We start from the raw sequence: 24,844 nt of genomic DNA on the forward strand, positions 1-24,844 counted from the left end.
AAGAATTGAAGCCAATGAACAGGGAATATCACAAGTGGTTCAGCCATCATCTTCAACGGGATATGGAATTATTGGTTTTCGGTCATGCCGGAAGAGCAGTTATCTTTTTCCCCACCCGTATGGCCAGGTTTTACGATTACGAAAACTGGGGAATTATAGCTTCATTAAGTACACAGATTGAAAATGGCGAACTCCAAATTTTCTGCGTGGATAGTATAGATGGAGAAAGCTTTTATAACGATGAGGTGTTTCCATCGGTACGCATAGACCGGCATTTACAATATGAAAAATATCTCCTCGAAGAAGTATTATCGCTTATCTATCAGAAAAATGATGGCGATTACATAGAAACCGCAGGCTGTAGTATGGGCGCTTACCATGCTATAAACCTGGCTATGAAATATCCCTGGTTATTTAAAAAAGCCGTTGGCATAAGCGGCAGATATGACCTTACAGACAGTATAGGCGATTTTAGAGACCTACTGAACGGGTTTCACGACGAAAAAGTTTATTTTAATATGCCAGCGCAGTATATTGCTAACCTAAACGATGATCGATTGCTATCAGCAGTTCGAAACATGGAAATTATTCTTGCTGTGGGCGAAACTGATCCATTTTTGAGTGGAAACCAGCACCTAAGCAGCCTGTTATGGGAGAAAGGTATCCCCAATCAGTTTCATACCTGGGAGAGCAACGCGCACCGCCCCCATTACTGGCGAAAAATGGCGCCTATATACATCTAGAATCTATAAACTTAATTATTACTGTACGGCAGCATAATAATATTGCTTAATGTATATTGTATCTAGTGGCCTTGTACTACCTTCCAAAGCCAACACAATATTCGATTCTAACAGCCACTTTTCATATCCGGCATTACTTTTAGCAATTTTTACACCTTTAACTGCCCCAGCAATAGCTCTTAATGAACCGATTGAATTACATGAAGGGCAACCGGACACATATTTCACCCTGCCCTCAGCTACATCCTTGTCTTTCAACAAGAACCGATCACCTGTCATTGGAGCAAGAAAATACAAAATCCTTGAAGCATAATTTCCCTCGCTCCTTGTCCAAAAAACACGGTACTGGCCTGTTGCTAAGGTGAGCTGATTATCTACAAGCGAGGCATAATTAACATATTGAAAATAGCAGGTTGAACCTTGCGGGCAGTCGGTTAAGTTTTTGTCATCTACTGTAAAGTCTGTCGGATCATCGGTTTTCTTTTTACAGGCGAACAAAGTGTTCAATGCGATTAAAAGAAGAATGGCAATTGGTTTGAAGGCGTTTTTCATTATTTAGTATTTTATACAAATACGTAACTTGTTGGAGTGACGCTACAGCCTGCATATTAAGTTTATGTTAAATAAATTAACAAGAAAATTGCTTAAAATTATTTAGCGTTCCATGCTCAAAAGACTTTATTTTAACATTGATTGAACAAGAAAATATTAAGTTTGCACATAAACAGATTAAATCTACAAAACATGAAACAAGGATTATTAATAGATATGGATGGGGTGATTTATAGCGGGGAAGAATTGATATTTGGTGCTGATAAATTCATTAAGAACTTAATTGATGAAGATATTCCTTTTGCATTTATGACCAACAATAGTCAGAGAACAGCTTTGGAGGTAGTACGCAAACTTAAAGGATTAGGTATAAAGGTAGAAGAAAGTCATGTATACACCAGTGCGATGGCTACTGGAAAATTTCTGTCCGATCAAAGCCCGAATGGTACCGCGTATGTATTGGGAGAAGGCGGTTTACTAAGCAGTTTACACGATCATGGTATTACTTTGGTAAACACCGATCCGGAATTTGTTGTGCTGGGAGAAGGTAGAAACTTTACGCTCGAAATGGTGCAGCGTGCTGTTGATATGATTCTTGCGGGAGCTAAATTTATTACTACCAACAGAGATCCATCGCCCAAAAAACCAGGGTGGAATAATTTAGGCATTGCCGCAACCACTGCCATGATTGAGGAAGCAACCGGCAGAAAAGCGTTTGTTACAGGCAAACCAAGTCCCGTGATGATGCGCTCGGCACGTAAATTTTTAGGATTAGAAACCAGTGAAACTACGGTTATTGGCGATACCATGGAAACTGATATACAAGGAGGTGTACAAATGGGCTATAAAACCATTCTGGTACTTTCGGGTATCTCAAGCAAAGATACTTTAGGGCATTATGCTTTTAAACCCGACATGATTGCAAGCTCCGTTGATGAAATTAAGTTTCCTTTAGCCTGGTGGGAAGGTAAATAGTTTGGGGTCTTTAGTTTGAAGTCCTTAATCTAAAGTCGATTAAAATTGCAGGCTGTATCATATTTGTAATTTCCATTCGAATTTGTCACGTTGAGCTTGTCGAAACGCCTTTCGGGATATTTAAACAGGTCCTTCGACAGGCTCAGGATGACAAATCTATATTTATAATACAGCCTATGAAAAACACAGAATTCGAATTAAATACTAAATAGAGTGTCAGATAGAAATATCTGACACCACATGATCTGCCAGCTTTTCAGACATGAAAGCGACTAATGAGCCAAGTCTACTTCTAATAACGACCTCCTGTCCATATTTTTCTTAGCGCGGCTGCGCTACTTTATTTTATGAATGGTAAATAAAGGGGTTGAGTGGAGATACACAGGCTTAAAAAAACTCAACCGATAATCAGTTGTAAATACAACAGGTGCAGCCTCAAGCTTAGCAGCCATACCAATAGGTTTAAACAATTTTAATGAAGCTGAATCATTTACAATATGCTCATGCACTGGGGCTTCAGGCCTTTTATCTTCACTAAATTTATTGGCTTTGGTTAAAAGCCCAACTGCCGGTATAACCATTAAAAGCGCTACGCAAGAAATCAGTCTCATATCATTGTGCTTAAATTATCCTATTATTTGGTTAGGATCTTTTAACAAAGATGAACCGATGTTATTAGTAAGATAGTTAGTTAGCGTTATTAAATTGTTAAGGTTACGACACCGGTTTAATACAATATTAAATGTATCAAGCCAATAGTGTGATTTATATAACTGCACCCACGATTTATATTACTGCACTCACGTTTTATATTACTGCACTCACGTTTTATATTACCGCACCCGCGATTTATATTATTGCACTTGCGATTTATATTACCGCACCCATGATTTATATTATCGTACCCGTGATTTATATTAAGATATCAGGCTTAAGGATTATTTGATTTGATAATTCTGATATGGATGTATACCCACGGGGTTAGGATTAAGATCGCGTAGAAACATCCATCGCTACGCAATCATTAACTAACCAAATAAATGTATTTACCAGGCGTAACATCAGATAACCAGTCTAAAGTACGCTTAGCATAGAAGGTAAAATTCGGGCACTAATCAACCTATTCATTACCTTGTCGTTTACATTTAAATTTTCCTGTCAAAACCCGGTTTATGCCCTCTCGGCCATTACTTCCATTTATCGCACAGCATGGTTTGATAGTATACAACCGCACGGTTTACTATAAATCGTATTAAAACATTTAAGAAAAAACCATTCATCCAGGCTACATTTTAGCATCCATTAACTTTGCTGCTTTTGCTTTTGGCGCCACCAGTTTCATTTTAATTACAAATGCTTTGTTGGATTGAAAATCTTTTGGCAGTATTACATCGTAATAGGTATTCTTATCCAGATCCAAACCAAGGTCTGCTTGTTTTAAGGTTAAATTCTTACTGTTTACTAAAAGCGCAGCTGTACCGGGAACTTGTTTGGCATTTTTAGGCACCGCAATACGCACAATGCCATTTACGGGTTGGTTAAAAACAGTTAAATAAAGATTATCGGCTTTTTGAGTAAAGTAACCTAATTTAGAAGGGGTTAATGCAGCATGGCGCGCCCCATATACCGCCTCGGCATTTATTTTTATCCATTCGCCAATTTCCTTTGCAATTTTATCCTCTTCGGGATGCATATTTCCATTGCCATCGGGTCCAAAGTTTAGTACAAAATTGCCATTCATTGATACCGAACGCATCAGCATATCCAATAAATCGTCGGTAGTTTTGGTATAAATCCCCGACCAATCTTTCATATATCCCCAACCGTTTGGCGGGATAGTCATTACCGCATCCCAATCGTTACCGTTTAACCACTCAAATTCTGCAGGTAACTTACGCTCCCAGCCTTGTTCGTAATCGCCTAAAATATTACCATTCGAATCGAAGTGTCTTGAGCCATGTTCATCGTTACGGAAACGCGAGCCAATAATTAATCCAGGATGTTTTTCTCGGAGTTCTTTTTCTAAATTGTAGGTAAATTCGTAGGCACTTTTCCACGAGGCATCCCAGGTACCATCAAACCAGAAACCTTTAATTTTCGGATAGTTATCCAGTTGCTCTAAAAGCTGGTTTCGGGTATAAGCTAAAAATTTACCGAATTTTTCTTTCTCTTCGTCTGTTTTTGGAGCTTTCCCCATATAATTTGGGTTATTCCATTCTAAAATCGAGTAATAGAGATATACATCAATACCTTCGGCGGTATAAGCATCTACAATCTGTTTTACAATATCTTTTTTATACGGCGATGCAGAAACATTATAATCAGAATATTTGGTTGGCCAAAGTGCAAAGCCATCATGATGTTTGGTGGTAAAAATCACATACTTCGCGCCCATATCCTTAGCTTGTTTAGCCCAGCGTTTAGCATCAAAGTTTTTCGGGTTAAACTGTTTGTACAGGTTATCGTAAGTTTTGGCCCAATCTTTTGGCGCTGTAGGCCCGCCCCAGGATCGGATCCATTCTGATGCTGCTGCACCTCCCCTTGCACTTACCCCATTCCATTCGTTACCCGCGATAGAATAAATTCCCCAATGGATAAACTGCCCTAAACCATAACTGCGAAAGGCTTCCATATCGGCATCGGTACGGTTTGGCGGTGTTAGGGTTCCGTATTTAACTTCAACTTCTTTTGTAGGCTTGCTCTTCGGCCCTGTCCATTGCGCATCTACAGGGTGTTCTACAACTACAGCAGCAAGGGTAACCAAGGCAAACTTTAATATATTCTTCATATTCAAATTTTATTCGTGTGCGTGTTAATCTTTATAATTTAATGGCTTCTTTCTCTTAACCGGTATTTCTGGGTTTTGTAAAGGTTTTGAGGGATGATAATAATAAATTCCTGCTTTGCCATAAAGCGCCAGGTGCTGGGTTAAATTATTACTGAAGGTTTTAAAATCTTTATGATTTTGCGCCGTCCATGCAGCCTCTGCCAGGGCGGCAATCCGCGGAAAAAGCAAATAATCTAAACGGTTGTCATTATCTACTGTTTCTGTCCAAAGGTTTGCCTGTATACCTAAAATAAGCTGTTTTTCTTTTTTATTTTCGGCAAAAGACTGTGCATCGAACTGATATACCTGCTCAATCGGACTATATAATTTATTCCATTTTCTACCGTATTGATGGGTACTATCCTGAACAAAATCGAAATACAATGGCAAGCGTGGGCATAAAACTGTTTGATAACCTTTACTTAAAGCAGTGCGAAGCTGAGCAGGTTTTTCCTGGCGCCACCAAAACATAATGGTTTTCTCTTTGGGTAGGTCGGCTTCGGCCATTTCATCCCAAAAAATAGCCTTGGCATTTAATTGGTAGAGCGAATCGGCCATACGTTTCATAAAATAGTGTTCTACCGCAGCATCATCCTTAAGCTTTTCACGCTCGCGGAGTTTTAAAATATCTGGATTGCTTTTCCATTTTTCATTTCCGTAGCTCACTTCATCCCCTCCCAAATGGATTAATCCCGAAGGAAAAAGCACATTGGTTTCTTTTAGAATATCGGTTAAATAACCGTAGGTTTTTTCCAGGCCAGGGTTAAAGGTAAACTCTGGATGCCCTATTGAACCGCCTCCTGAGTATTCTGGATAGGCTTTATTGGCTGCAGTAGCATGTCCGGGCATATCAATTTCAGGTATTACTTTAATGTAGCGTTCAGCAGCGTAAGCCACAATTTCCCTAATATCGGCCTGTGTGTAAAACTGTGCTGGCAAATTGGGGTTTAAATAATCACCAATACCGCCAATAAGGGCCAAATTTGGATACTTTTTAATCTCTAGGCGCCAGGCAGGCTCATCGGTTAAATGCCAATGAAAAGTATTTAGTTTATAAAAAGCCATCCAGTTTAAAATGGATTTCACTTTTTGTTTGCCAAAAAAATGGCGCGATTCGTCGAGCATAAAGCCACGCCAGCCATAAGCCGGTGCATCACTTATTTCTACAGCAGGAAGCTGGGTGTTTTTATTGGTTAGCGCCAATTGCAGCAGTGAAACCACTCCATAAAAAATGCCATTGGGATGTGTACCAGAAACGATAATCTGGCCAGGTTTGATACTGATCTGATAAGCGCATGAATCTGCATTTTTCCTCCCTGTTTTTAGCAATAGCATAATATTTGCCGATTTCGCTTTCTGTTGAATGGTAATTCCTTTTTGGCTTAATAATTCGTTCTGAAAATAATAGGCTATTGTTTTTAACTGTTCGTTATTGTAACCAATACTACTGTAATTGTTAAGGGCAAAGTAGCCACTACCTTTTACAAATTGCACTGGCATAGGAATAATTCCCTGTTGTTGCGCAAACGCAGTTGAATAAACAAGTAATATAGATAATATATGTAGTAACCTCATTAGTTGGCTGTTATTTTTAATACATAAACAGGAATTTGATTTCCTTTATTATAATCACCTGGTAAATCAAGGTTAAGCCCCTCACTATTTACTGTCCATTTAATTTTTTTATTGTTTCCCAGGAGTTCAATATCTTTAACAGACAGTGTGCTTTTGTTTATCTGCTTTAACAGTACATCTGGCTTTTGCCAGCTTCTTAAAAAAGCATATACAGTCTTGTCTTTTGCGGTATAGTAAACATCTGGTGTTAAAGATTTTGGTGTACCATCAAAAACGGCATCTTTAATGGCATTTTTACTTTCTTCGATGGAAATATTGTCGGTCTTTTCACTCCTATTTTCTTTTATAGCTAACCATGGATGGCTGGCGTAAATGGCCTCATGATTAATATCCATCCATTTACCTACTTCTTTTAATCGGGCAGTTGCCCAATCTGGAAATGTACCATCGCCTTTAGGGCCAACATTTAACAGCAGGTTGCCACCATTAGCTACTACTTCTACCAAGTGCCGTACCAGCATTTCTGGTGATTTCCAAAGGCTATCGTGTTTGTTGTAACCCCAGTTTTGGCCAATGGTTAAACAAGACTCCCATGCTTTTTTTGATGATGGCGACAAAGACTGTTCAGAAATTGAAAAATCGCCATAACCATTCCCAATTCTATTGTTAACCAAGCAGTTTGGCTGTAATTTATTAACTAACGCTTTAAGTTCTTGGCTCTCTGTTTTACTGATAAGCTCAGGCGTATCGAACCAAAGTGCGCCAATTGGGCCATAGTTACTTAAAAGCTCCGTGATCTGTGGTTTAACCTTTCTTTCGAAATAGCGGTTAAAAACTTTTTCATCTTCATTCGGATAATCCCAGGTGTTGCTTCTGCCCGCTTTTACAGGCCAATTGGTTGGCACATCCGGATCTTGCCAATCTCTCCCTAAGGAATAATAAAGACAAAGCGTGATTTTATATTTTTTGCAGGCTTTTGCCAGCTCTGCAATTGGATCGCGCTTAAAGGGGCTCCTTTTCACCATGTTATAATCACTGCTGGCTGAGTTGTACATGGCAAATCCGTCATGATGTTTGGCCGTAAAAACGATATACTTCATCCCTGTTTCTTTGGCTTGTTTAACCCAGGCATCTGCATCGAACTTTATGGGATTAAATTGATCGGCAATGGTTCCGTACTCTTGTACCGGAATACGTTCGTAAAGCATAAAATGCTCTCCTCCTTTAACCTTATGGCCTTTCCAATCGCCAGCAGTTTGGGCATACAAGCCCCAATGTAAAAACATGCCGAATTTTTCTGTCCTAAACTGTTCTAATGCATTATTTTGTACTGTTTGCCCAACCAATAGCTGGACAAACAGTACAAATAACAGACTTAAAAAAAGCGGTTTTCTCATTTTTGATTTGGTTTAAAACATTAAAAATAAGCCTGTTTATAAATAATAATAATTAAAGGGCAATCACTTTTATGGATGATGCCTTATCGTTAAAAGTAGAAACGTAAGTACTTGACGACGTTAATTCGATACTACTTCCGGTAAAGTTATCTCCATCATACATAATTACTTTAACACCAAGACCTAAATTAACGGATGATACATCGTTATTGCTAATACCACGGCTTATTAAATCGGCGGTGGTATACTGGCCAACAGGTAATGATATACCATAGCCACCATAACTGGCATTCTGATGAAATTTAGCAGAACCATTTGCACCGATTTGCGGCACACCATTTAAAAATGAAAATGAATAGGTTTTGCTCACATTAGCACCATTTTTCAATAGCAATTTCACCCTGATGTTGTAAGCTTCGTTGTTTTTATAATAAAGCTCGCTAAAAGGAATAGTTGCCGAAATTGTATTTCCAGTACCTGGGTTCGATCTCCATGCCACGGCATTATAATCAGCATCGCTACTACCCAAATCTGGGTCCATGTAAATTAGAATATCATTTACCTCTTTATTACTTGTAAATGAACCTGTAACATTGAAAGCCTGTGTTGTTGCATTGTAGGCAAACTGCGCATCAATCGTGGTGGTGGCTGCTTCGTAAGGTATTTCTGTAGGCAAAGGATTCTGGAACACTTCGTTACGGTTTAAAATGGCAGCATCAACCTCGGTTAAGAATGTTGGCTGACCTTTACTGAAAGTTACATTTCCTGATCCCATTAAAGAAGTACCTAAAGTTGGTTGTTCTGAAGCATATTTGGCATGATCGTGCGGTAAATTTAAGCCATGTCCCAGCTCGTGCAGCATGCCGCCAAGTAAATTTGATGTTGCATTAGGGATTTTATCAACCGCCATGTTCGAATTGTCAGTAGCGAAGCAATTTTTACCATAACCGTAAAAAGGCTGATCAAAACTACCATCGGTACGCTGGGGCAATAAGATCAGCGTATGGCTTGAATTTGAAAACTCTGAAGCGTGTGTGGCTTTGTAGGCCGCAATTTCGTTCAGGATTTTAGTTGCAGAAATACTGGCATCGTAAGGATAGGCAGATTGTGCAAACTGAGCTGGTATTTCGATAAAACGCACCAATCCGGTTGAATCGATTTTGGGCAATCCCATGTATTTATCATAGCCATACCTTAACATTTCGGTATGGAACCAGCCCTGAAAATGAACCAATAAAGAGGTTAAGCGGGTTTTGTAATCAGAAAGCGCCGGGTTATCGGTAGGCACAAACATTACAATATTCAGGTTTTTGGTGTTGGTTACAAAACTAGGCGGTGTGGTTTCAGAGTTTAGTGCCAATGTAGTTGGTTTTGTGCCAAGTGTTTCTGGTTCTGAAACAGGTGCTTTTTTACAGGCAGTCATTAAAAGACCGCTTGAAATCATCAAAAGCAGTGCAAAGCAAAGTTGTTTTTTGTTTTTCATTGTTTAATGGTTAAAGGTTTATGGTTAATTGATTGTTATTGGTTTATTAGTTCACTTGTCATTAGTTCATTAGTAGATGCTCCATTACCCAATCCGTCATTGCGGGGCCAGATAAGCTGGAGCCTAAGCAATCTTTATTGGTTAATTAACTTCAAACTATTCCTTTCGACTCCGAGGGCTTTTATCAGTAATTGACGCTGAACTGCCAACTCACGACTCAAAAAGTAACTTTCAATACACGCCCCATATCCCCACTACTTTTTTGTAATCCTTCGGGTACCGAAATCCTCAGTCCTTTATGATCCTGTTTCCACTCGAGTTTTTCATTTGTTTCTTCTAACAATACCTCTTTCACTAAAAACTGATCATTAGCAAGTGAAATAATGATCAGTTCGCCATATTCGCTTTCATTTAAAAAAACCTGTAGTTCATCATCCTTCCCCGAATAAAACATAATGGGCTCAAGTGTTCTGATATCAATTGAGGTTTTGAGTTTAGCTAAAACCGGGCTTTCTTGTTGATCGGTAGGCATAGTGGATATTTAAGATGATCGTATTGATATCGTAATGGTGTATAAAAGGTTTAAGGTTTTTACCCGACCATGATGTTGCCTACCTTATTTTGGCAGGCAACTGGTCTGGGACTAACTCAACTAAAAAAATTGTTTAAGCTGATTATTACCAACCTGGGTTTTGCATTAACGTTGCCGATTTATCAATCTCTGTTTGAGGAATTGGTGCGAGATAAGCTCGTTGTTGCCAATTAACCGATAATGCCAGCTTTGTTCTATCGTAAGTAAAAGTTCCATTGGCTTCCTTTGAGATGTATGTCTGCATAATATTCTTGCTTTCGGTTAGCTCTGCTGTTCTCCACCTGCGGGTATCGTACCAGAAATGCCCCTCTGAGAAAAACTCGGCAACAGATTCTTTTTGTAACAATATTCTAAATGCAGCTTGCGATATGCCTGCAACGATGCCATAACGGTTATCAGTTCCCGCGGTAATCCCTGCACGTTTTCTGATTTTGACAAGCCATGAAACAGCCTGTTCTGTTTGACCCAATTCGTTTAATGCCTCTGCATAGCCCATATATATTTCTGCCAGGCGGATCACCGGCAAACATCTTTCAATACTGGCGGATGTACCGGTAGAATCGTTAGCCATTTTCCTCGAATAGTATCCCGTTTTGGTATAATAAGCTTGTATCCCATCAGCAGCCAGTGCATTTGTGGCCTTGTTAAAATAGATATCAACCGGAACCAATGTAGTACCCGAACCACTTTTCCATAAAGGCGCTTGGTTGTAAATGATAGAGAAATAAAAACGTGGATCGCGGTTTATATAAGGATTATTGGAATTGTAGCCCGAAGCAGGATCATCAATTGCCTTCCCCTCTTTAGTTCCAAAATTTTCTACCGCAGATTCGGTCGGGTTACAAAAGGTATAAGTAGTAGATTGTCTGCTTCTTGGAAAACGATAAGATTCAAAATTTGTTCCGCCCAAAAAGCTCACTGCTCCCGAAGAAACCACGAAAGGTGTAATTACTTCGGTATTTTTTCTGCCTTTGATAAACATTTTCCAAAAACCATGGCCAGGACGGGTTACATTATCTTCTACCAATGCGTAATCAGGCAGATCAACCACTGCTTTTAATGCATCAGCTGCTTTCTGCCAAAGTGTTGCATTATAAGTTGCCGAATAGGTAATATAAGGCAATAAGGAAGCATCTGTACTATGCGATTTACCATTAAAAAGCGGACTCGCTGCTGTAAGTAAAATCCTTGCCTTAAGGGCCAATGCAGCACCTCTCGTAGCATGTCCGTATTCTGCGGCTTCCTGCGCCAATGCATTGGGCAAACCTTTTGCTGCTTCATCAAGTTCGGCAACAGCATAATCAACACATTCTTTGTAGGTATTGCGTTTGGATATTAAAATTTCATCTGCATTGAGTGGAACATCGGGCATTAACTGTACACCGCCATAAAAGCGGATCAAACCGATATAAAAGAATGCCCTAAGGTAACGCGCTTCAGCAATCAACCTATTCTTACGAACAGCTGAAATCGGCGTTTTACCTATACTCTGCAAAAACAGCGATGCTTGTCTGATTTTTTTATAATAAGTTGTCCAGTAATTGTTCAGTGAGTAATTGCTAGCGGTATAGGTACCCTGAATTACCCCTGTTTGTGGTGTACTATAGTAACTTAGTGCTAAACTTGTCTGTTCATCAAAACAGGCCCAATCGTTACCATTGGGACTGGTGATATAACCCGCCCGCTGCAAAACAATGTCTTGTCCGGTATAGGCATACATGTCATTTACAAAGCCGATGGTAAGCGCGCTATCTGCAAAAACCTTATCCTCGGTTAAAGTTTCTGTTTTCCTATCCAAAAAACTAGATTTTTTACATGCAGCCAAACTAAAAAGTGCTACTGCAATGATATTGATGATATAAAATTTCTTTCTCATTTCTTTATCTTTTTTGAATTATAGCCCAAACTGGATCCCAAAATTGAATATGCTCTGTTGCGGGTATTCGTTTACATCGCCAAGGTTTGTGGTGCTGGCCGTTCCAGTTACCGATTCTGGATCTATAAACACAGGCAACGCCGTGTAAAGCAAGCCAAGGTTGTAACCATTGGCATATACTCTGATGTTGTTCATGTGGAGTTTTTTAGCAAACGAAGTGGGTAAACGGTAACCTATTTCTACGTTTTTCCAACGGATGTAATCACCGCGTTTTGTCCAGTAAGTAGAAAACACACCACTTTGCGAACCACTGCCTGCCAATACAGGGAATGTAGCTTCCTGACGGGTAACGGGTGTCCAACGGCCCAGGTTATAAGGAATAGATTGATTTTCGGGACGGCTATAACCGATTACACCACGGTTGATATTGATGAAATATTTAAATGAACTTTGGAATAAGGTACTGAAATCGAAGTTTTTGTAAGAGAAGCCAAAACTTAAACCCGCAATATACTCGGGCTGATTGGTTCCGATATAACCTAAATCGTATTGATCGATAATACCATCGCCATTTAAATCAACCAGTTTAACACCTCCGAGCGATAAATTGCTTAAAGGGGTGGCGGTGATCAATTTCGGACTGTTATATAAATCAGCCAGTGATTGGTAAAGCCCTGCATCCTGGTAAGCAAAGAGGGCACCAACAGGTTTTCCGGTTAAACCTAACCAAGGGTAGCGTACGGCACCTTCATCGCGGAAAATTACTTTGTTTTCTGAATGACTTATCTGCGCATTAACAAAATACGATAGTTTGTTAGAGAAAAGATTGTCTTTATAGGTTAACTCTACTTCATATCCTTTGTTATCAACAATGCCCAGGTTTACGAAAGGTAGCGAAGCACCAAATGCAGCAGCAACTGATGCACGCTGTGTTAAAATATCTTCGCGGCGTTTTTTGTAAAAATCAACATTCAAACCCAATCGGCCTTTAAACATCCTAAGCTCAAGCCCAATATTGGCATCACGTTGGGTTTCCCAGGTAATTTCGGTATTGGCCAAAGTGGGTTCAATTAAACCACCATAGGTTGTATTGCCTGTTTCGCCAAAAATATAGCCTTTACCACTTCCGCCAACATAGGTTTTCTCGTAAGAATATACAGATGATCCGATACCATCGTTACCCACCATACCATAAGATCCCCTGATTTTTAAATTATCAATAAAATTGATATTGTTTTTAAAAAAAGGTTCTTCACTGATGTTGTAGGCTACACTTACCGCTGGAAAAAACTGGTATTTTTTGCTCGACTGGAATTTATCCGATCCATTGTATGCACCTTTAAAATCGAGCAGGTATTTCTGTTTGTAGTTATAACTGAAAGATGTAACAATCCCCCTCACATTGTAGGGATCATAAGCAACAGCACTCGTTTCTTCAGTTTTTGTAGTTTGGTTAAGCAATACAAAAGCATTTATATTATGGTTGGCAAAACTTCTGTTGTATTTTAATGAGGCCTGTAAATTGGTTAAACGGTTCGATCCGGTATAACCTCCGCTCCTTGTTAACTTACCCAAACGGTAGAGGTTGTTTACAACTGGCAGGTAACTGCTGGTATTGGCATCATAGTAATAAGTAGGTATTTCAGAGGAGCTTCTTTTTAAAGAGCGATTGAAACTATAATCGCTGGCATACGATAACAATGCATTTGCGGTAAGTCCTTCTGTAATGAAATTCAATTTTTGATCTACCTGTGTTACAAACCCAAGGTTATTGGTGTAATCGCGACTATAACCCGACCATCTTAAATTGGCTATTGGGTTTATTTTTGTCGACCCGCTGGTAGAACCACCGTAAGTGCCGTTTGCATTGTAAGCGGGAAAGCCAAAAGCCGATAATTGCCCGTTCCATAAATATTGCAGGGTTGGTGCACCACCGTTCCCGGGCGAATCGTTTGGTGAATTGGTTACCCCGAATCTTCCTGATAAATCAAAACGGATATGCAAATTTTTATTGGGATCTAAATCTACATTTGAGCGGAAATTGTAACGGTCGAACTGATAATCGCCATTGTAACCTTCATCTTTGGTAAAATCTTTGTACATCCCACCCTGACTGAAATAACCAAGCGAAACAAAGTATTTCGTTTTTTGAGTACCACCGCTGATATCAAAGTTACTGCGGTTTTGTATGCTGTAATCTTTTGTCAGTTCATCCCACCAATCCACAAATGGATAATTGTAAGGGTCATCCTGCAGGCGGTAATGCTCGAGGTTATTCCCGCCAAAAAATTTAGGGTATTGGGTGGCCGGATCCATGTACTGCTCGGTGGTGTACTCGTTCAGCATTTTTAAGGTAGTATAACCGTCGTTGGTTTTAAAATTCACAGCCGATCGGGTTAAACCAGTTTCCTGTCTAAAGGTTAACTGTGGCTTGCCTGATTCTCCCCTGCGCGTACGCACCACCACAACACCATTGGCACCACGTACACCATAAACGGCTGTTGTAGAAGCATCTTTTAAGATGGTTAAACTTTCGATCTCATTCTGATCGAGCATATTGATCTGATCAGCAGTTACCTCAATATCATCCACAATAATTAAAGGCGTGGTTGTTCCCTGGTAGGTGCTGATCCCTCGGATCTGAAAAGCTGCACCATCTTTACCGGGCTGACCGCTTCTTTGCTGGGAGAAAAACCCTGGTAAACGGCCTGCCAATGAGTTTTGAATGCTCGCTGTAGGACTTTGTCTTATTTCTTTACCCGAAATAGAACTCACCGCCCCAGTATTGGTAATTTTTTTTGCTTTTTCACCGAAACCCAATACAACCACTTCTTCCAGTCCTTTGGCGTCTTCCTCGAGGGTAACATTTACACTGGTTCTGCTCTCTGTGCCGATTTCTTTGGTTAAATAACCTACTGATTTAATGATCAGTACGCCACTGGAACTTTTAAGGCGCAAGGTAAATTTACCATCCTGGTCGGAAGTGGTACCATTGGCCGTGGCTTCTTTTTCGTAAATGCTGGCACCGGGTATTGGGCCACGGTTATCGGAAATTACACCCGAAACCGTTTTTCCTACCTGCCCATACACGGTTTGTACCAAAAGGGCTGATAGTAATATAATATATGTTAAAAATCTTTTCATCATGTTGTTGATTAGCTACCAGTTTGGATTTTGAACCATGTTGCTGTTAGATGCCATTTCTTTAAATGGTATTGGGTAGAGGTACATTTTAGCAGACTCGAACCTGGTAGGTGCTGCCGTTACAATAGCATAACTTACCATGGTACCATTTAGCGTTCCCTTAATCCCATGTAATGTTCCGTTTAATACATTTTCGGCAATTTTCCAGCGGCGGATATCCCAGAAACGCTGTTCTTCGAAAGCCATTTCTACCCTACGCTCGTGGCGGATCCTATCACGCATCTGTTGTTGGGTTAAACCCGTTGGCAAAGCCGGCATATTTACCCTTGCCCTAATGGCGTTGATACTTTTATATACATCGGCATCTGGCCCTACAGCTTCATTTTGAGCCTCGGCAAAGTTGAGGAGGATTTCGGCATACCTGAAAATCGGAAAATTATGGTTCTGTGCAGTATAGGCACTTTCGCTGGTGGTACCCGTCATAAATTTACGCAGGTAGTAACCTGTTCTGGTTTCATCCGATACGGCATTACCATATCCTTTAGGCCTGTCTTTACCTCCATCGTAAGTTTGAACATTACGGTTAAGCCAAAATAAGCCATCAAATGAAACCGTTCCGGCCAATCGCGGATCGCGGTTATAGTATGGTGCGGCAAGCGTATAACCGGAGCTACTCTCCTGGATGGTTTTACCGGCAAAAGTTTCAAACTCATCAACCAGTTCCTGAGTGGGGTTAGTTAAGCCCTGTCCCTGCCGGGTATAGCCCACAGGTTCATTGTTCTGCTCTACATCGGTAGTGGTAGCCCTTAAATAAGGCAATATGATTTCGGCATTATACCTTGAAGAAAACACATTTAAAAATTTATTCACCCCTGCCACATAATTGCTTAAGGAAGTAGATGGGGCCAATGCACTCATATTCGTGGTGGTGTAATGGGCCGTTGCTGTTGAGGTTGATAAACCATAAACAAATTTGCCCGCTACAACACTATCCATCACTGCTTTGGCAGCCAATGCGGCGGCCGTCCACTTTGAGGCATCATTACCAGCATTATTTAAAGGGCTTGCTGCATACAATAGCAACCTCGATTTTAATGCCATGGCGGCACCGCGTGTAAAACGTCCGAAATAGATGGTGGTATAACCACTTGTTGCATTTGGACCCAACAGATCGGGCATAACAGCATCAAGTTCGCTATTGATGTAGTTTACACAGTCCTGATAGCTATTGCGCGGAAGGTTTATCTGATCGTTCAGCTCGAAAATTTTATTACCGATTAAGGGAACACCACCCCAGCGTTTAACCAGTTCGAAATAAAACATGGCCCTTAATGCCCGTGCCTCTGCTTTAAAGCGTTTTTTAAATCCTGTGGTTTTAATGGGCACCTGATCGATGTTCGCCAGAAAAATATTTACTTTTCTGATGCCCGCATAATTGGCATCCCAGGTATTATCGGGCAAAGCCACCTGGTTAAAGGCGCCATTTGAATAGAACTGCACCTGTGCGGAGGTTGAAGATGGAATGGCATCATCGGTACCGGCATCGAGCATGTTGGAAGATATCCGGTTAAAACCATTTGGCAGGCTCGAATAGGTGTTATTGAGGAAAGCTTCGGCATAAACGCCAAGTGAATCAGTTGGATCGAATACCAGGTCTTTATTGGCATTTTCTAAAGGTCCATCCTCAATCATTTTTTTACACCCGCTGGCAAATAATATGGCAAACAGGGTGTATATTAGGGTAATTTTATTAAAATTCTTCATCTTGGATACGCTTATAGTTTAAGTGATAAACCACCATTGATAATGCGGTAGTTGGCAAAGCCAGACAAACCTGTTTCGGGGTCGAAATAATCGAGTTTGCTCCAGGTTAAGAGGTTGTAACCGTTAACAAAAAACCGCAGCTTGCTGATTTTTGCTCTCGCCAATAATTTAACTGGCACGGTGTAACCTATTTCTACATTTTTAAGGCGGATATAATCGGCTCTTCTGTACCAAAAGCTCGAAGTTTGGGTATTGTAGGTGTCGTTACCGAGGGTTAAACGTGGCAGGGTTGCATTTACCGGGTTTTGCGGTGTCCAGCGGTTTTCAGTGGTATAATCGAGTACATAACCATAACCGTTGTTAAAGGCGAGCATTGATGATGGATTGTAGTAGATCTCCCTTGGTAACCTGCCTTCAACCAGAGCATTAAAATCAAAACCTTTATAGGCAAAACCAAAGTTTAAACCAAAAATGAAAAGCGGACGGGTATTAAGCGCTTTGGTGTCTAAAAAGTTAATTACGCCATCATTATTTAAGTCTTTGTATTTGATGTCGCCCGGACTTGGCGTGTAACCAGGGATATTTGCAGTTTTGTTGATATCCTCGCCTACCTGATAAAAACCGATAGCCTCGTAACCAAAAGTGGTACCAGGTTGGCCAGCACGGTACATCCACGGGTAAGGATAATTACCTTCCTGTAAACTGATCACCTTGTTTTTGGCGTAAGTAAAATTGCCTTTAACGAAGTAGGAAAAATCTTTCTTATGATCGGCAAACTGAACGCTTGCTTCTAGCCCATTGTACCTGGTGCTTCCGCCGTTAACGGTTGGGTAACTTTGCCCGATAATTCCCGAAGCATAACCATTTGCAGGGGTAATCAGCTCGTCGGTATATTTATTATTGTAATAATTAACCTCTACATTTAAACGGTTTTTTAAAAACTGTGCTTCAATTCCGGCATCAACTTTTAAAGCTTTCTCCCAGGTAATGTTGGGGTTTTTCAAAGCATTTTCTAAACTGCCCGAAACTGCAGTAGCTGTAGCGCCGAAGTTATAACCGGTTGATCCGATAGTATAATTCTGTAAGTAAGTATAATAATTTCCTGGATCAGCCCAGGCGGTTTCGCCTATACTTCCGCGTATTTTCAAAAAATTAACAACTTTACTGTTAAACCAATCTTCTTTAGAAAGCACCCATCCCAAACCTGCCGAGGGTAAAAAGCCCCATCTTTTGCCTGGTGCATAACGGTTGTATCCGCTGTAAACCATCGAAATTTCGGCAAGGTATTTTTGATCGAAATCGTAATTGGCACTAATGCCCGCATTCTGATAAATCTGATTTAGCTGGGTATAAGAATCAATCAGGTTGGTTAAGTTAAAAGTACCCAGCACGTTCAATGTGCTTTTGCCAAAGGTTTTATCGTAACCCAACAAACCGTTAACAAAAGTCTGCTTGTTCTGCGTGCCTAAGGTTGGTGCGCCACTGTTGGCAATAATGGTACCATCGCTGCCCACTTTTGTATAACTGGTACCCGTACTAGTGGTGACAGGATAATAAATAGCAAAAGTTTTATTACGAGAAATGGTTTGCAGGTAATAATTATTGATCGATAACAAACCTTTGGCCCACAATCCTTTTGTAATGTCATCTAGCTTAAATTTTAAACTTACATCGGCATTTAAAGAACGTTCGTTAAAACTGTTATAACCCGAAGCAATGGTACTGGCCAAAATGTTGTTGCTGTACTGACTGCTGCCACCATAAGTGCCATCCGGATTTTTTTCAGGGTAACCAAGTGGCGAAGTCTGAAAAATGCTGTTCATGATATTTGAAGCCAGGTTGCCTGGTTCGTTACTATTTTCTATCGATGCAAAAATGTTCAGCCCTAATTGGATGTTATCGTTAAAATCGATCTGGGCATTGGTCCTTAAGTTGTAGCGCTTATAGTAATTGGTGGTTTCGTAGCTATTATCGGGACCGGAAATAAAGTTTCCATCCTGACTGAAATGCTCTACAGAAGTATAATAGCGATAGTTTTTGCCGTTCCCTGCCGCATTGATGGTGTAACGTTGTTGTGCAGCGTTCTTTTTATAAATACTGTTGTACCAGTCGTTATTGGGCTGTAAAAAGGGATTATTGGTGCCGTTTTTATAAGCGGCGATTAAATCAGCCGGATAGGTTGGTGTGGCGCCTGGAAAAGTATTCTGTTGTGCTTCGTTGTATAGTTCGGCATAACTACCACCTGTAATAAAATTTGGTCTTTTAAACTGGTTCAGCACGCCGTACTGCGCCGAAAAGTTCAGTTCGAAGGGTTTTTCCAGCGATTTATCTTTGGTGGTGATGTAAACAATACCGCCCGATGATCTTAAACCATACATATTGGCCGAAACCGCATCTTTTAATACAGTTATGCTTTTGATATCGTCTAAATTGAAACTCGTAAACGAACGCACAACGCCATCTACCACAATTAGGGGCGATTGGCCGCGAAGTGTAAACGAAGAAACATCGAACAGTGGCCCTGTGCGGCCCGAACTTCTGTTACTGTATAAACCTGGGATTCTTCCAGCTATGGCATTGGTAAGGTCAGAAACCGGAGTGGTATTTACATCTTCGTTATAAATGGTGGTGGTACCGGCAACATTACGGAGTTTTGATATGGTTTTAAACCATTGGTCTACATGCCTATCCTGTAAAGGTAATTTTGCCATCACAGAATCTTTCACCAACGAGTCGCCTGTTTTTTGGGCGTAAAGCATGTTATTGCCCAATGCAAAAAGCAAACAGCTTATGCAAAGTGTTCTAAAACCCGACACCCGATTTTGAAAAGTAATTATTTTAATCATTTTGTTTGGTTTAGGTTTCCTATTTAATTAAGCTGTCCGCGCACCAGGCCATTAGGTTGCTGGGTAGAAGAAATCTGCAGATATATTTTTTCGCTCTGCAGTTTTGTGGCCGTTGCCGCATCAACTCCTACCGATCCTGAAGTTTCGCGGTTGGCATTAAATGCAGGTGTTTTTAAATCGATAAAAACTGCACCCGATGTGGTTTCAGTGCCGAGATAGATTTTGGCACTTCCAGGGGTATCACTGTTTTCGAGTGCCTTGTCGAAATAGATGTCGTAATGCACTTCCATATTATCCATCAGGTATACCATCGCTACGGCATGGTCTGTTCTCCCGCTAATGGCTGGCAAAACTTTTGAGGCCGATAGGTCTACCTTCCATTGTTTCTTAATAAAAACTTCAGAGGTGTAGGTATCTTTTTTGCAGGCGCTAAAAAACAGCAGCGCAAGCGCAGGCATCAGGCAATGCCTTTTCAGTGTAAATAGGTTCATAAATTTGGTTGTTGATTGCTTAAGGACGTTGATTTAGTTGATCATCCATTTTTGTTGATTCACGTGTACGAACAAGAACTGCCTATACAAGTCCCTAAATTTTAAAAGCACTGCTTTTGGTGAAAGTAGTTTTTGTTTCATGGTTGGTTTGGTTAATATTTACTGTCAGCTTTGTGATAGGTTGATATCACATTTAACTGCAGCGTTGGTTGTTAGTTAAATTTGGTTAAGCCAATAACAGGAATGGTTAATTTCTACTGATGATAGCTCTTTTATCACCTTGCATTAGCTTTTCCAAAACTAATTGGGTGCAAAATGAAAAAGGTCGAAAATTGTAAATGAAAGGGTAGAAAAACTGTAATCTTTCAATATTTTAATAAGTTCACGCTATATTTAAAGGAAATACATCAAAAGCTATTTTACTATTAGCTATAGGATGGCCAAAAAACTAGCTTAATTTTATGAATCTGCGTTTAAACGCTTTATGGTTTTTGTCAATGCTTTTTATCTGCACCTCTTTGTGTGCCCAGAAGCCTATTGTTTTTAACCACCTTAGGATGGAAAATGGCCTGTCGCAAAATTCGGTGATGGCCATTGCGCAAGACAAAAACCAGTTTATTTGGATGGGTACTCAGCACGGCCTAAACCGCTATGATGGCTACCGCCTTAAAATTTACAGCAACAGCCCAGATAATCAAAATAGCATTTCGAACAATGTAATTTCGGCCCTACTGAGCGATACCAAGGGGAGGTTGTGGGTGGGAACAGAAAACGGGTTGAATATTTACAACGGACAAACCGACCATTTTTTCCGCATCAACAAACGGAGCTCTGTACATTCCTTTAGCTGCGATTCGGTAGAATGCGTTTATGAAGATCCTCAAAAAAACATCTGGATTGGAACATACAATGGGCTAAATTTGGTGATAGACGCTGAAAAGCAGATTTTCAAGAAATTTCTTTTTGACAAGCCCAATCGTAAATCTGCACTCAACTGGATTTTTTCGATTTTTAAAGATGAAAAACAAAACCTTTGGGTAGGCACTTATAATGGTTTAGTGCGCATTTACCAGGTAAAAGGCAAATATCGTTTCGAAATTTTCAGGCATAATCCCAATAACAAGAACAGCATCAGTTCTAATGCTGTAAAAAGTATTGTAATCGATAAACAAAAGCGGCTATGGTTAGGCACGTATAATGGTTTAAATCTATTCGATTACGAACATAAAACATTTAAACGATTCCAAACCAGTGCTACAGATCAAAATTCGATTGTAAATAACGACATTAGAAAACTAACCTGCGACAAAGCGGGCAACATCTGGATTGGTACACAGGAAGGATTAAGTATCCTCGATCCCATTAACCAAAAATTCAGCAATTATCGTTACGATCCTGAACAGAGCAGCGGCTTAAGCCAAAACTCCATCCATAGCATTTTTGAGGATTTAAACGGTTCGATGTATGTTGGTACCTTTTATAAAGGTGTAAACGTAGTCTATCCATCTGCTACACCATTTACCGTATTCCGGAATTCGAAAAAACACCAGGGCTTGAGCAGCAACATTGTAAGTGCCATAGCCGAAGATCGATACCATAACCTGTGGGTGGGTACCGAAGGCGGCGGCTTAAATTATATAAACAGGAGCAACAACACCTTTACCTACTATAAATCGGAACCAAATAACAGCAATGGACTCAATTCGAACCTAATTAAAACGCTCTGTCTTGATAAAACAGGTCAATTATTGGTGGGTACACATCGCGGGGGCTTATACGTATTTAGCCCCTCAGGCCATAATTTCAAAAAAATAATTAATGTTAAAGATGTAAAAAACAACCTGGGTGGCGCCGAAATAATTGCAATAACTGAAGATAGCGATGGTACTGTTTGGGTAGGCTCCAAAGATGGATTATCTACATTAAAAAAAACAAATGGACAATATGCTTCTACAACTGTTAAAAGCCCTTTAGAGCAGTACCTGAGGAACAACTACATCCAGGTTATATTTGAAGATAAGGCTAAAAATCTGTGGATTGGAACCAAGGCCGGATTATATGCTTACCACCCATCTACTAAAAGAATTACAGCCTATTATCATGATCAGAAAAAGAACAGTGCAGGCAGTTTAAATTCAGATTATATTAATTGCATCATTCAAATACAAAATGGAAATATTTGTGTTGGAACTTCTTTTGGAGGCTTGAGCATTTTTGATAATAAAAGCAGAAAATTCAGGAACTACAGCGAAAAGGATGGCCTGCCAAATGGTAATGTATTGGGAATAATTGAGGATAAGGAAAATAACTTGTGGATCAGTACAGATAAGGGATTATCCAAATTGGTTACCAAAACAGGAAAGTTTATTAATTATACCAAAAGTGATGGACTAGCGGGTAACGATTTTAATATCAGATCGTTTTTAAAAGATAGTAAAGGCGAATTATTTTTTGGCGGTTACGATGGTTTAACGGCCTTTTATCCCAGCCAAATTGATATTAATAAGAATGTTGCACCAGTCACTTTTACCGAACTCAAACTATTCGATCAACCCGTAGCAGTAAATGCACCAGATGGATTGTTAAAGGAAGATATCAAAAGCACCAAACAAATTACGTTTAAACACGACAACAACAATTTCAGCCTCGGTTTTGCCTTATTAAATTACATTAAACCAGAAAAAAACAGTTACCGTTATATCCTCAAAGGTCATAGTAAAAATTGGGTAAAAACCGATGTACCCAGTGTTACCTATACCGATCTTCCTGCTGGCAATTATACCTTTATGGTTACAGGAAGCAATAATGATGGCAATCCTGGTGGCAAAGCTGCAACCCTTAAAATAACGGTGCTTCCACCCTTTTGGGCTACCTGGTGGGCCTATCTTATTTATTTGGCTTTCTTTTCGGGCTTACTGTTTTTAATTGTACGTTATCTTTTTGTACGTGCCCTGCTTAAACGTACGGAAGACATCCAGAAAATGAAACTGAATTTCTTCACCTATGTGGCCCACGAAATCAGAACACCACTTACCCTAATTCTTGGCCCGTTAGAAAATCTTTCTAAGCAATATCAAACCGATACCGAGCTAAATCGGCAGATTATTCCTATAAAAAATAATGCAAATAGGCTAATGCGGCTTATTACCGAATTAATGGATTTTAGAAAAGCTGAAACCGGGCACCTTACCCTACATGTTACAGAAGATAATATTGTCGATTTTATTAACGAAATTTTCATCTCCTTCTCTCATCTCGCCCAAACAAATGATATACAGTACGAGTTTGTACACGAGCAGGAAAACATCAGTCTGTTTTTTGATAAACGGCAGCTCGAAAAAGTATTGTTTAACCTGTTATCTAATGCCTTTAAATTCTGCAATAAAGGTGGCAAAATATCTGTTTCTCTATTGGAAATGGAGAATGAAGTAGCGATTAGCATTTCAGATAATGGGTTGGGCATACCTGCAGAAAGCTTAAAGAATCTTTTTAGCGATTATTTCCAGGTAGATGAGCAACATTCAAATCAAATCGGTTCGGGAATAGGTTTGGCACTTTCTAAAGCAATTGTAGAGGAACACAAAGGGCATATTGCCGTAGAAAGCACACCTGCTGAAAATGGCGAGCGTGGTTTCACCAACTTTACCGTAAGATTAAAGAAAGGGAAATCACATTTTAAAACGGCTCTTTTTGATGGTGTAAAAGATTATTCAAGCCTTCCTGATATCTATACGCAACAAGCAGAACAAGCGGTAGCAATTTTAAAATCCGAAAAAGAAACTGATATTTCAACCGAAACCATATTGGTGGTGGAAGACAATAGCGAAATCAGACTACTAATTACATCACTGGTTGGCAAACATTACCAGATAGCGGAAAGTGAAAATGGATTAATGGGTTGGGAAACAGCAGTAGAAACGCTGCCCGATCTGATTATCTGCGACATTATGATGCCGATAATGGATGGTATAGTGCTTTGCCGCAGACTTAAGGAAGATGAACGGACCAGCCACATACCTGTTATTATCCTTACAGCCCGTTCTTCTCATATCCACCAGGTTAGCGGCTTGGAAACAGGAGCCGATGCTTATATCACCAAACCTTTTAGTCCTGAATTGCTTTTACTGAATGTTCGCAATCTACTGATGTCGAGACAGACAATGCGTCAAAAATTCCTGAAACACATCCATTTACAGCCGAAAGAGCTCACCATAAATGCCATTGATGAAGCTTTTATGCTAAAACTCTTAAAATACATTGATGAACATATCGCCGATGAAGATTTTGGGGTATCTGAATTAGCTTCAATGGTTGGTATGAGTAGGCCTATTTTGTATAAAAAAATTAGAAAACTTACTAACCTCTCCGTAAATGATTTCGTTAAATCGATCCGTTTAAAGAAAGCGATGGAGCTGTTTAAACAAAATAGGTTTACCATTTATGAAGTGGCTTATCAGGTTGGCTTTAACGATCCAAAATATTTTAGCAGGGAGTTTAAAAAACAATTTGGAAAAAGTCCGCGGGCGTTTATGAATGGAGAGGATGAAGGTTAGTCCTCAGTCGGTAGTCTGAAGTCTTC

At 39.9% G+C, this 24,844-nt stretch carries 15 protein-coding genes; 3 read left to right on the forward strand and 12 right to left on the reverse strand.

The window, feature by feature from the left end:
* Nucleotides 1-14 precede the first annotated feature (14 nt).
* Nucleotides 15-743 (forward strand): esterase family protein, encoded by a 729-nt coding sequence (locus AC1DNH_RS04825; protein ID WP_477581358.1) that lies wholly within the window; start codon nucleotides 15-17, stop codon nucleotides 741-743.
* 18 nt (nucleotides 744-761) lie between these two features.
* On the opposite strand, the gene AC1DNH_RS04830 is transcribed toward AC1DNH_RS04825, so the two are convergent.
* On the reverse strand, nucleotides 762-1,295 hold the full coding sequence (locus AC1DNH_RS04830; RefSeq protein WP_477581360.1) for a hypothetical protein: 534 nt from the start codon (nucleotides 1,293-1,295) through the stop codon (nucleotides 762-764).
* Between the two features lie 192 nt (nucleotides 1,296-1,487).
* On the opposite strand from AC1DNH_RS04830, the gene AC1DNH_RS04835 reads away from it, so the two are divergent.
* Nucleotides 1,488-2,270 (forward strand): HAD-IIA family hydrolase, encoded by a 783-nt coding sequence (locus AC1DNH_RS04835; RefSeq protein ID WP_029280385.1) that lies wholly within the window; start codon nucleotides 1,488-1,490, stop codon nucleotides 2,268-2,270.
* A 335-nt stretch (nucleotides 2,271-2,605) separates the two neighbouring features.
* Here the strand turns inward: AC1DNH_RS04835 and AC1DNH_RS04840 are convergent, their stop codons facing one another.
* From AC1DNH_RS04840 to AC1DNH_RS04890, 11 genes are all read right to left on the reverse strand, one after another.
* Nucleotides 2,606-2,881, reverse strand: a complete 276-nt coding sequence (locus tag AC1DNH_RS04840; RefSeq protein WP_477582824.1) for a hypothetical protein — start codon at nucleotides 2,879-2,881, stop codon at nucleotides 2,606-2,608.
* 674 nt (nucleotides 2,882-3,555) lie between these two features.
* Nucleotides 3,556-5,058 (reverse strand): alpha-L-fucosidase, encoded by a 1,503-nt coding sequence (locus tag AC1DNH_RS04845; protein ID WP_477582822.1) that lies wholly within the window; start codon nucleotides 5,056-5,058, stop codon nucleotides 3,556-3,558.
* A 24-nt stretch (nucleotides 5,059-5,082) separates the two neighbouring features.
* Entirely contained in the window at nucleotides 5,083-6,672 is a 1,590-nt protein-coding gene (locus tag AC1DNH_RS04850; protein WP_477582820.1) for a beta-N-acetylhexosaminidase, read from the reverse strand.
* Nucleotides 6,672-8,069, reverse strand: a complete 1,398-nt coding sequence (locus AC1DNH_RS04855; protein ID WP_477582818.1) for an alpha-L-fucosidase — start codon at nucleotides 8,067-8,069, stop codon at nucleotides 6,672-6,674. The genes AC1DNH_RS04850 and AC1DNH_RS04855 overlap by 1 nt, the downstream gene beginning before the upstream one ends.
* A gap of 52 nt (nucleotides 8,070-8,121) precedes the next feature.
* Complete coding sequence (locus tag AC1DNH_RS04860) at nucleotides 8,122-9,552, reverse strand: hypothetical protein (protein ID WP_477625220.1); 1,431 nt, start codon at nucleotides 9,550-9,552, stop codon at nucleotides 8,122-8,124.
* 217 nt (nucleotides 9,553-9,769) lie between these two features.
* The gene (locus AC1DNH_RS04865; RefSeq protein ID WP_477580877.1) at nucleotides 9,770-10,084 is read right to left on the reverse strand and encodes a hypothetical protein; all 315 of its coding nucleotides are present in this window, start codon (nucleotides 10,082-10,084) and stop codon (nucleotides 9,770-9,772) included.
* Between the two features lie 145 nt (nucleotides 10,085-10,229).
* The gene (locus AC1DNH_RS04870; protein ID WP_477608053.1) at nucleotides 10,230-12,020 is read right to left on the reverse strand and encodes a RagB/SusD family nutrient uptake outer membrane protein; all 1,791 of its coding nucleotides are present in this window, start codon (nucleotides 12,018-12,020) and stop codon (nucleotides 10,230-10,232) included.
* 18 nt (nucleotides 12,021-12,038) lie between these two features.
* The gene (locus AC1DNH_RS04875) at nucleotides 12,039-15,164 is read right to left on the reverse strand and encodes a SusC/RagA family TonB-linked outer membrane protein (protein WP_477580873.1); all 3,126 of its coding nucleotides are present in this window, start codon (nucleotides 15,162-15,164) and stop codon (nucleotides 12,039-12,041) included.
* Between the two features lie 15 nt (nucleotides 15,165-15,179).
* The gene (locus tag AC1DNH_RS04880; protein WP_477580871.1) at nucleotides 15,180-16,928 is read right to left on the reverse strand and encodes a RagB/SusD family nutrient uptake outer membrane protein; all 1,749 of its coding nucleotides are present in this window, start codon (nucleotides 16,926-16,928) and stop codon (nucleotides 15,180-15,182) included.
* A gap of 11 nt (nucleotides 16,929-16,939) precedes the next feature.
* On the reverse strand, nucleotides 16,940-19,774 hold the full coding sequence (locus tag AC1DNH_RS04885) for a SusC/RagA family TonB-linked outer membrane protein (protein WP_477608059.1): 2,835 nt from the start codon (nucleotides 19,772-19,774) through the stop codon (nucleotides 16,940-16,942).
* 23 nt (nucleotides 19,775-19,797) lie between these two features.
* Nucleotides 19,798-20,265 carry a CHRD domain-containing protein gene (locus AC1DNH_RS04890; RefSeq protein ID WP_477580867.1) on the reverse strand — a complete coding sequence of 156 codons (468 nt, stop codon included), beginning with the start codon at nucleotides 20,263-20,265 and terminating at the stop codon, nucleotides 19,798-19,800.
* Nucleotides 20,266-20,822: 557 nt separating this feature from the next.
* Between AC1DNH_RS04890 and AC1DNH_RS04895 the strand changes: the two genes are divergently transcribed.
* Nucleotides 20,823-24,818, forward strand: coding sequence for a hybrid sensor histidine kinase/response regulator transcription factor (locus AC1DNH_RS04895; RefSeq protein ID WP_477625221.1), 3,996 nt, complete (start codon nucleotides 20,823-20,825; stop codon nucleotides 24,816-24,818).
* The last annotated feature ends 26 nt before the right edge of the window (nucleotides 24,819-24,844 follow it).

Source organism: Pedobacter sp. 01N310 (assembly GCF_056399805.1).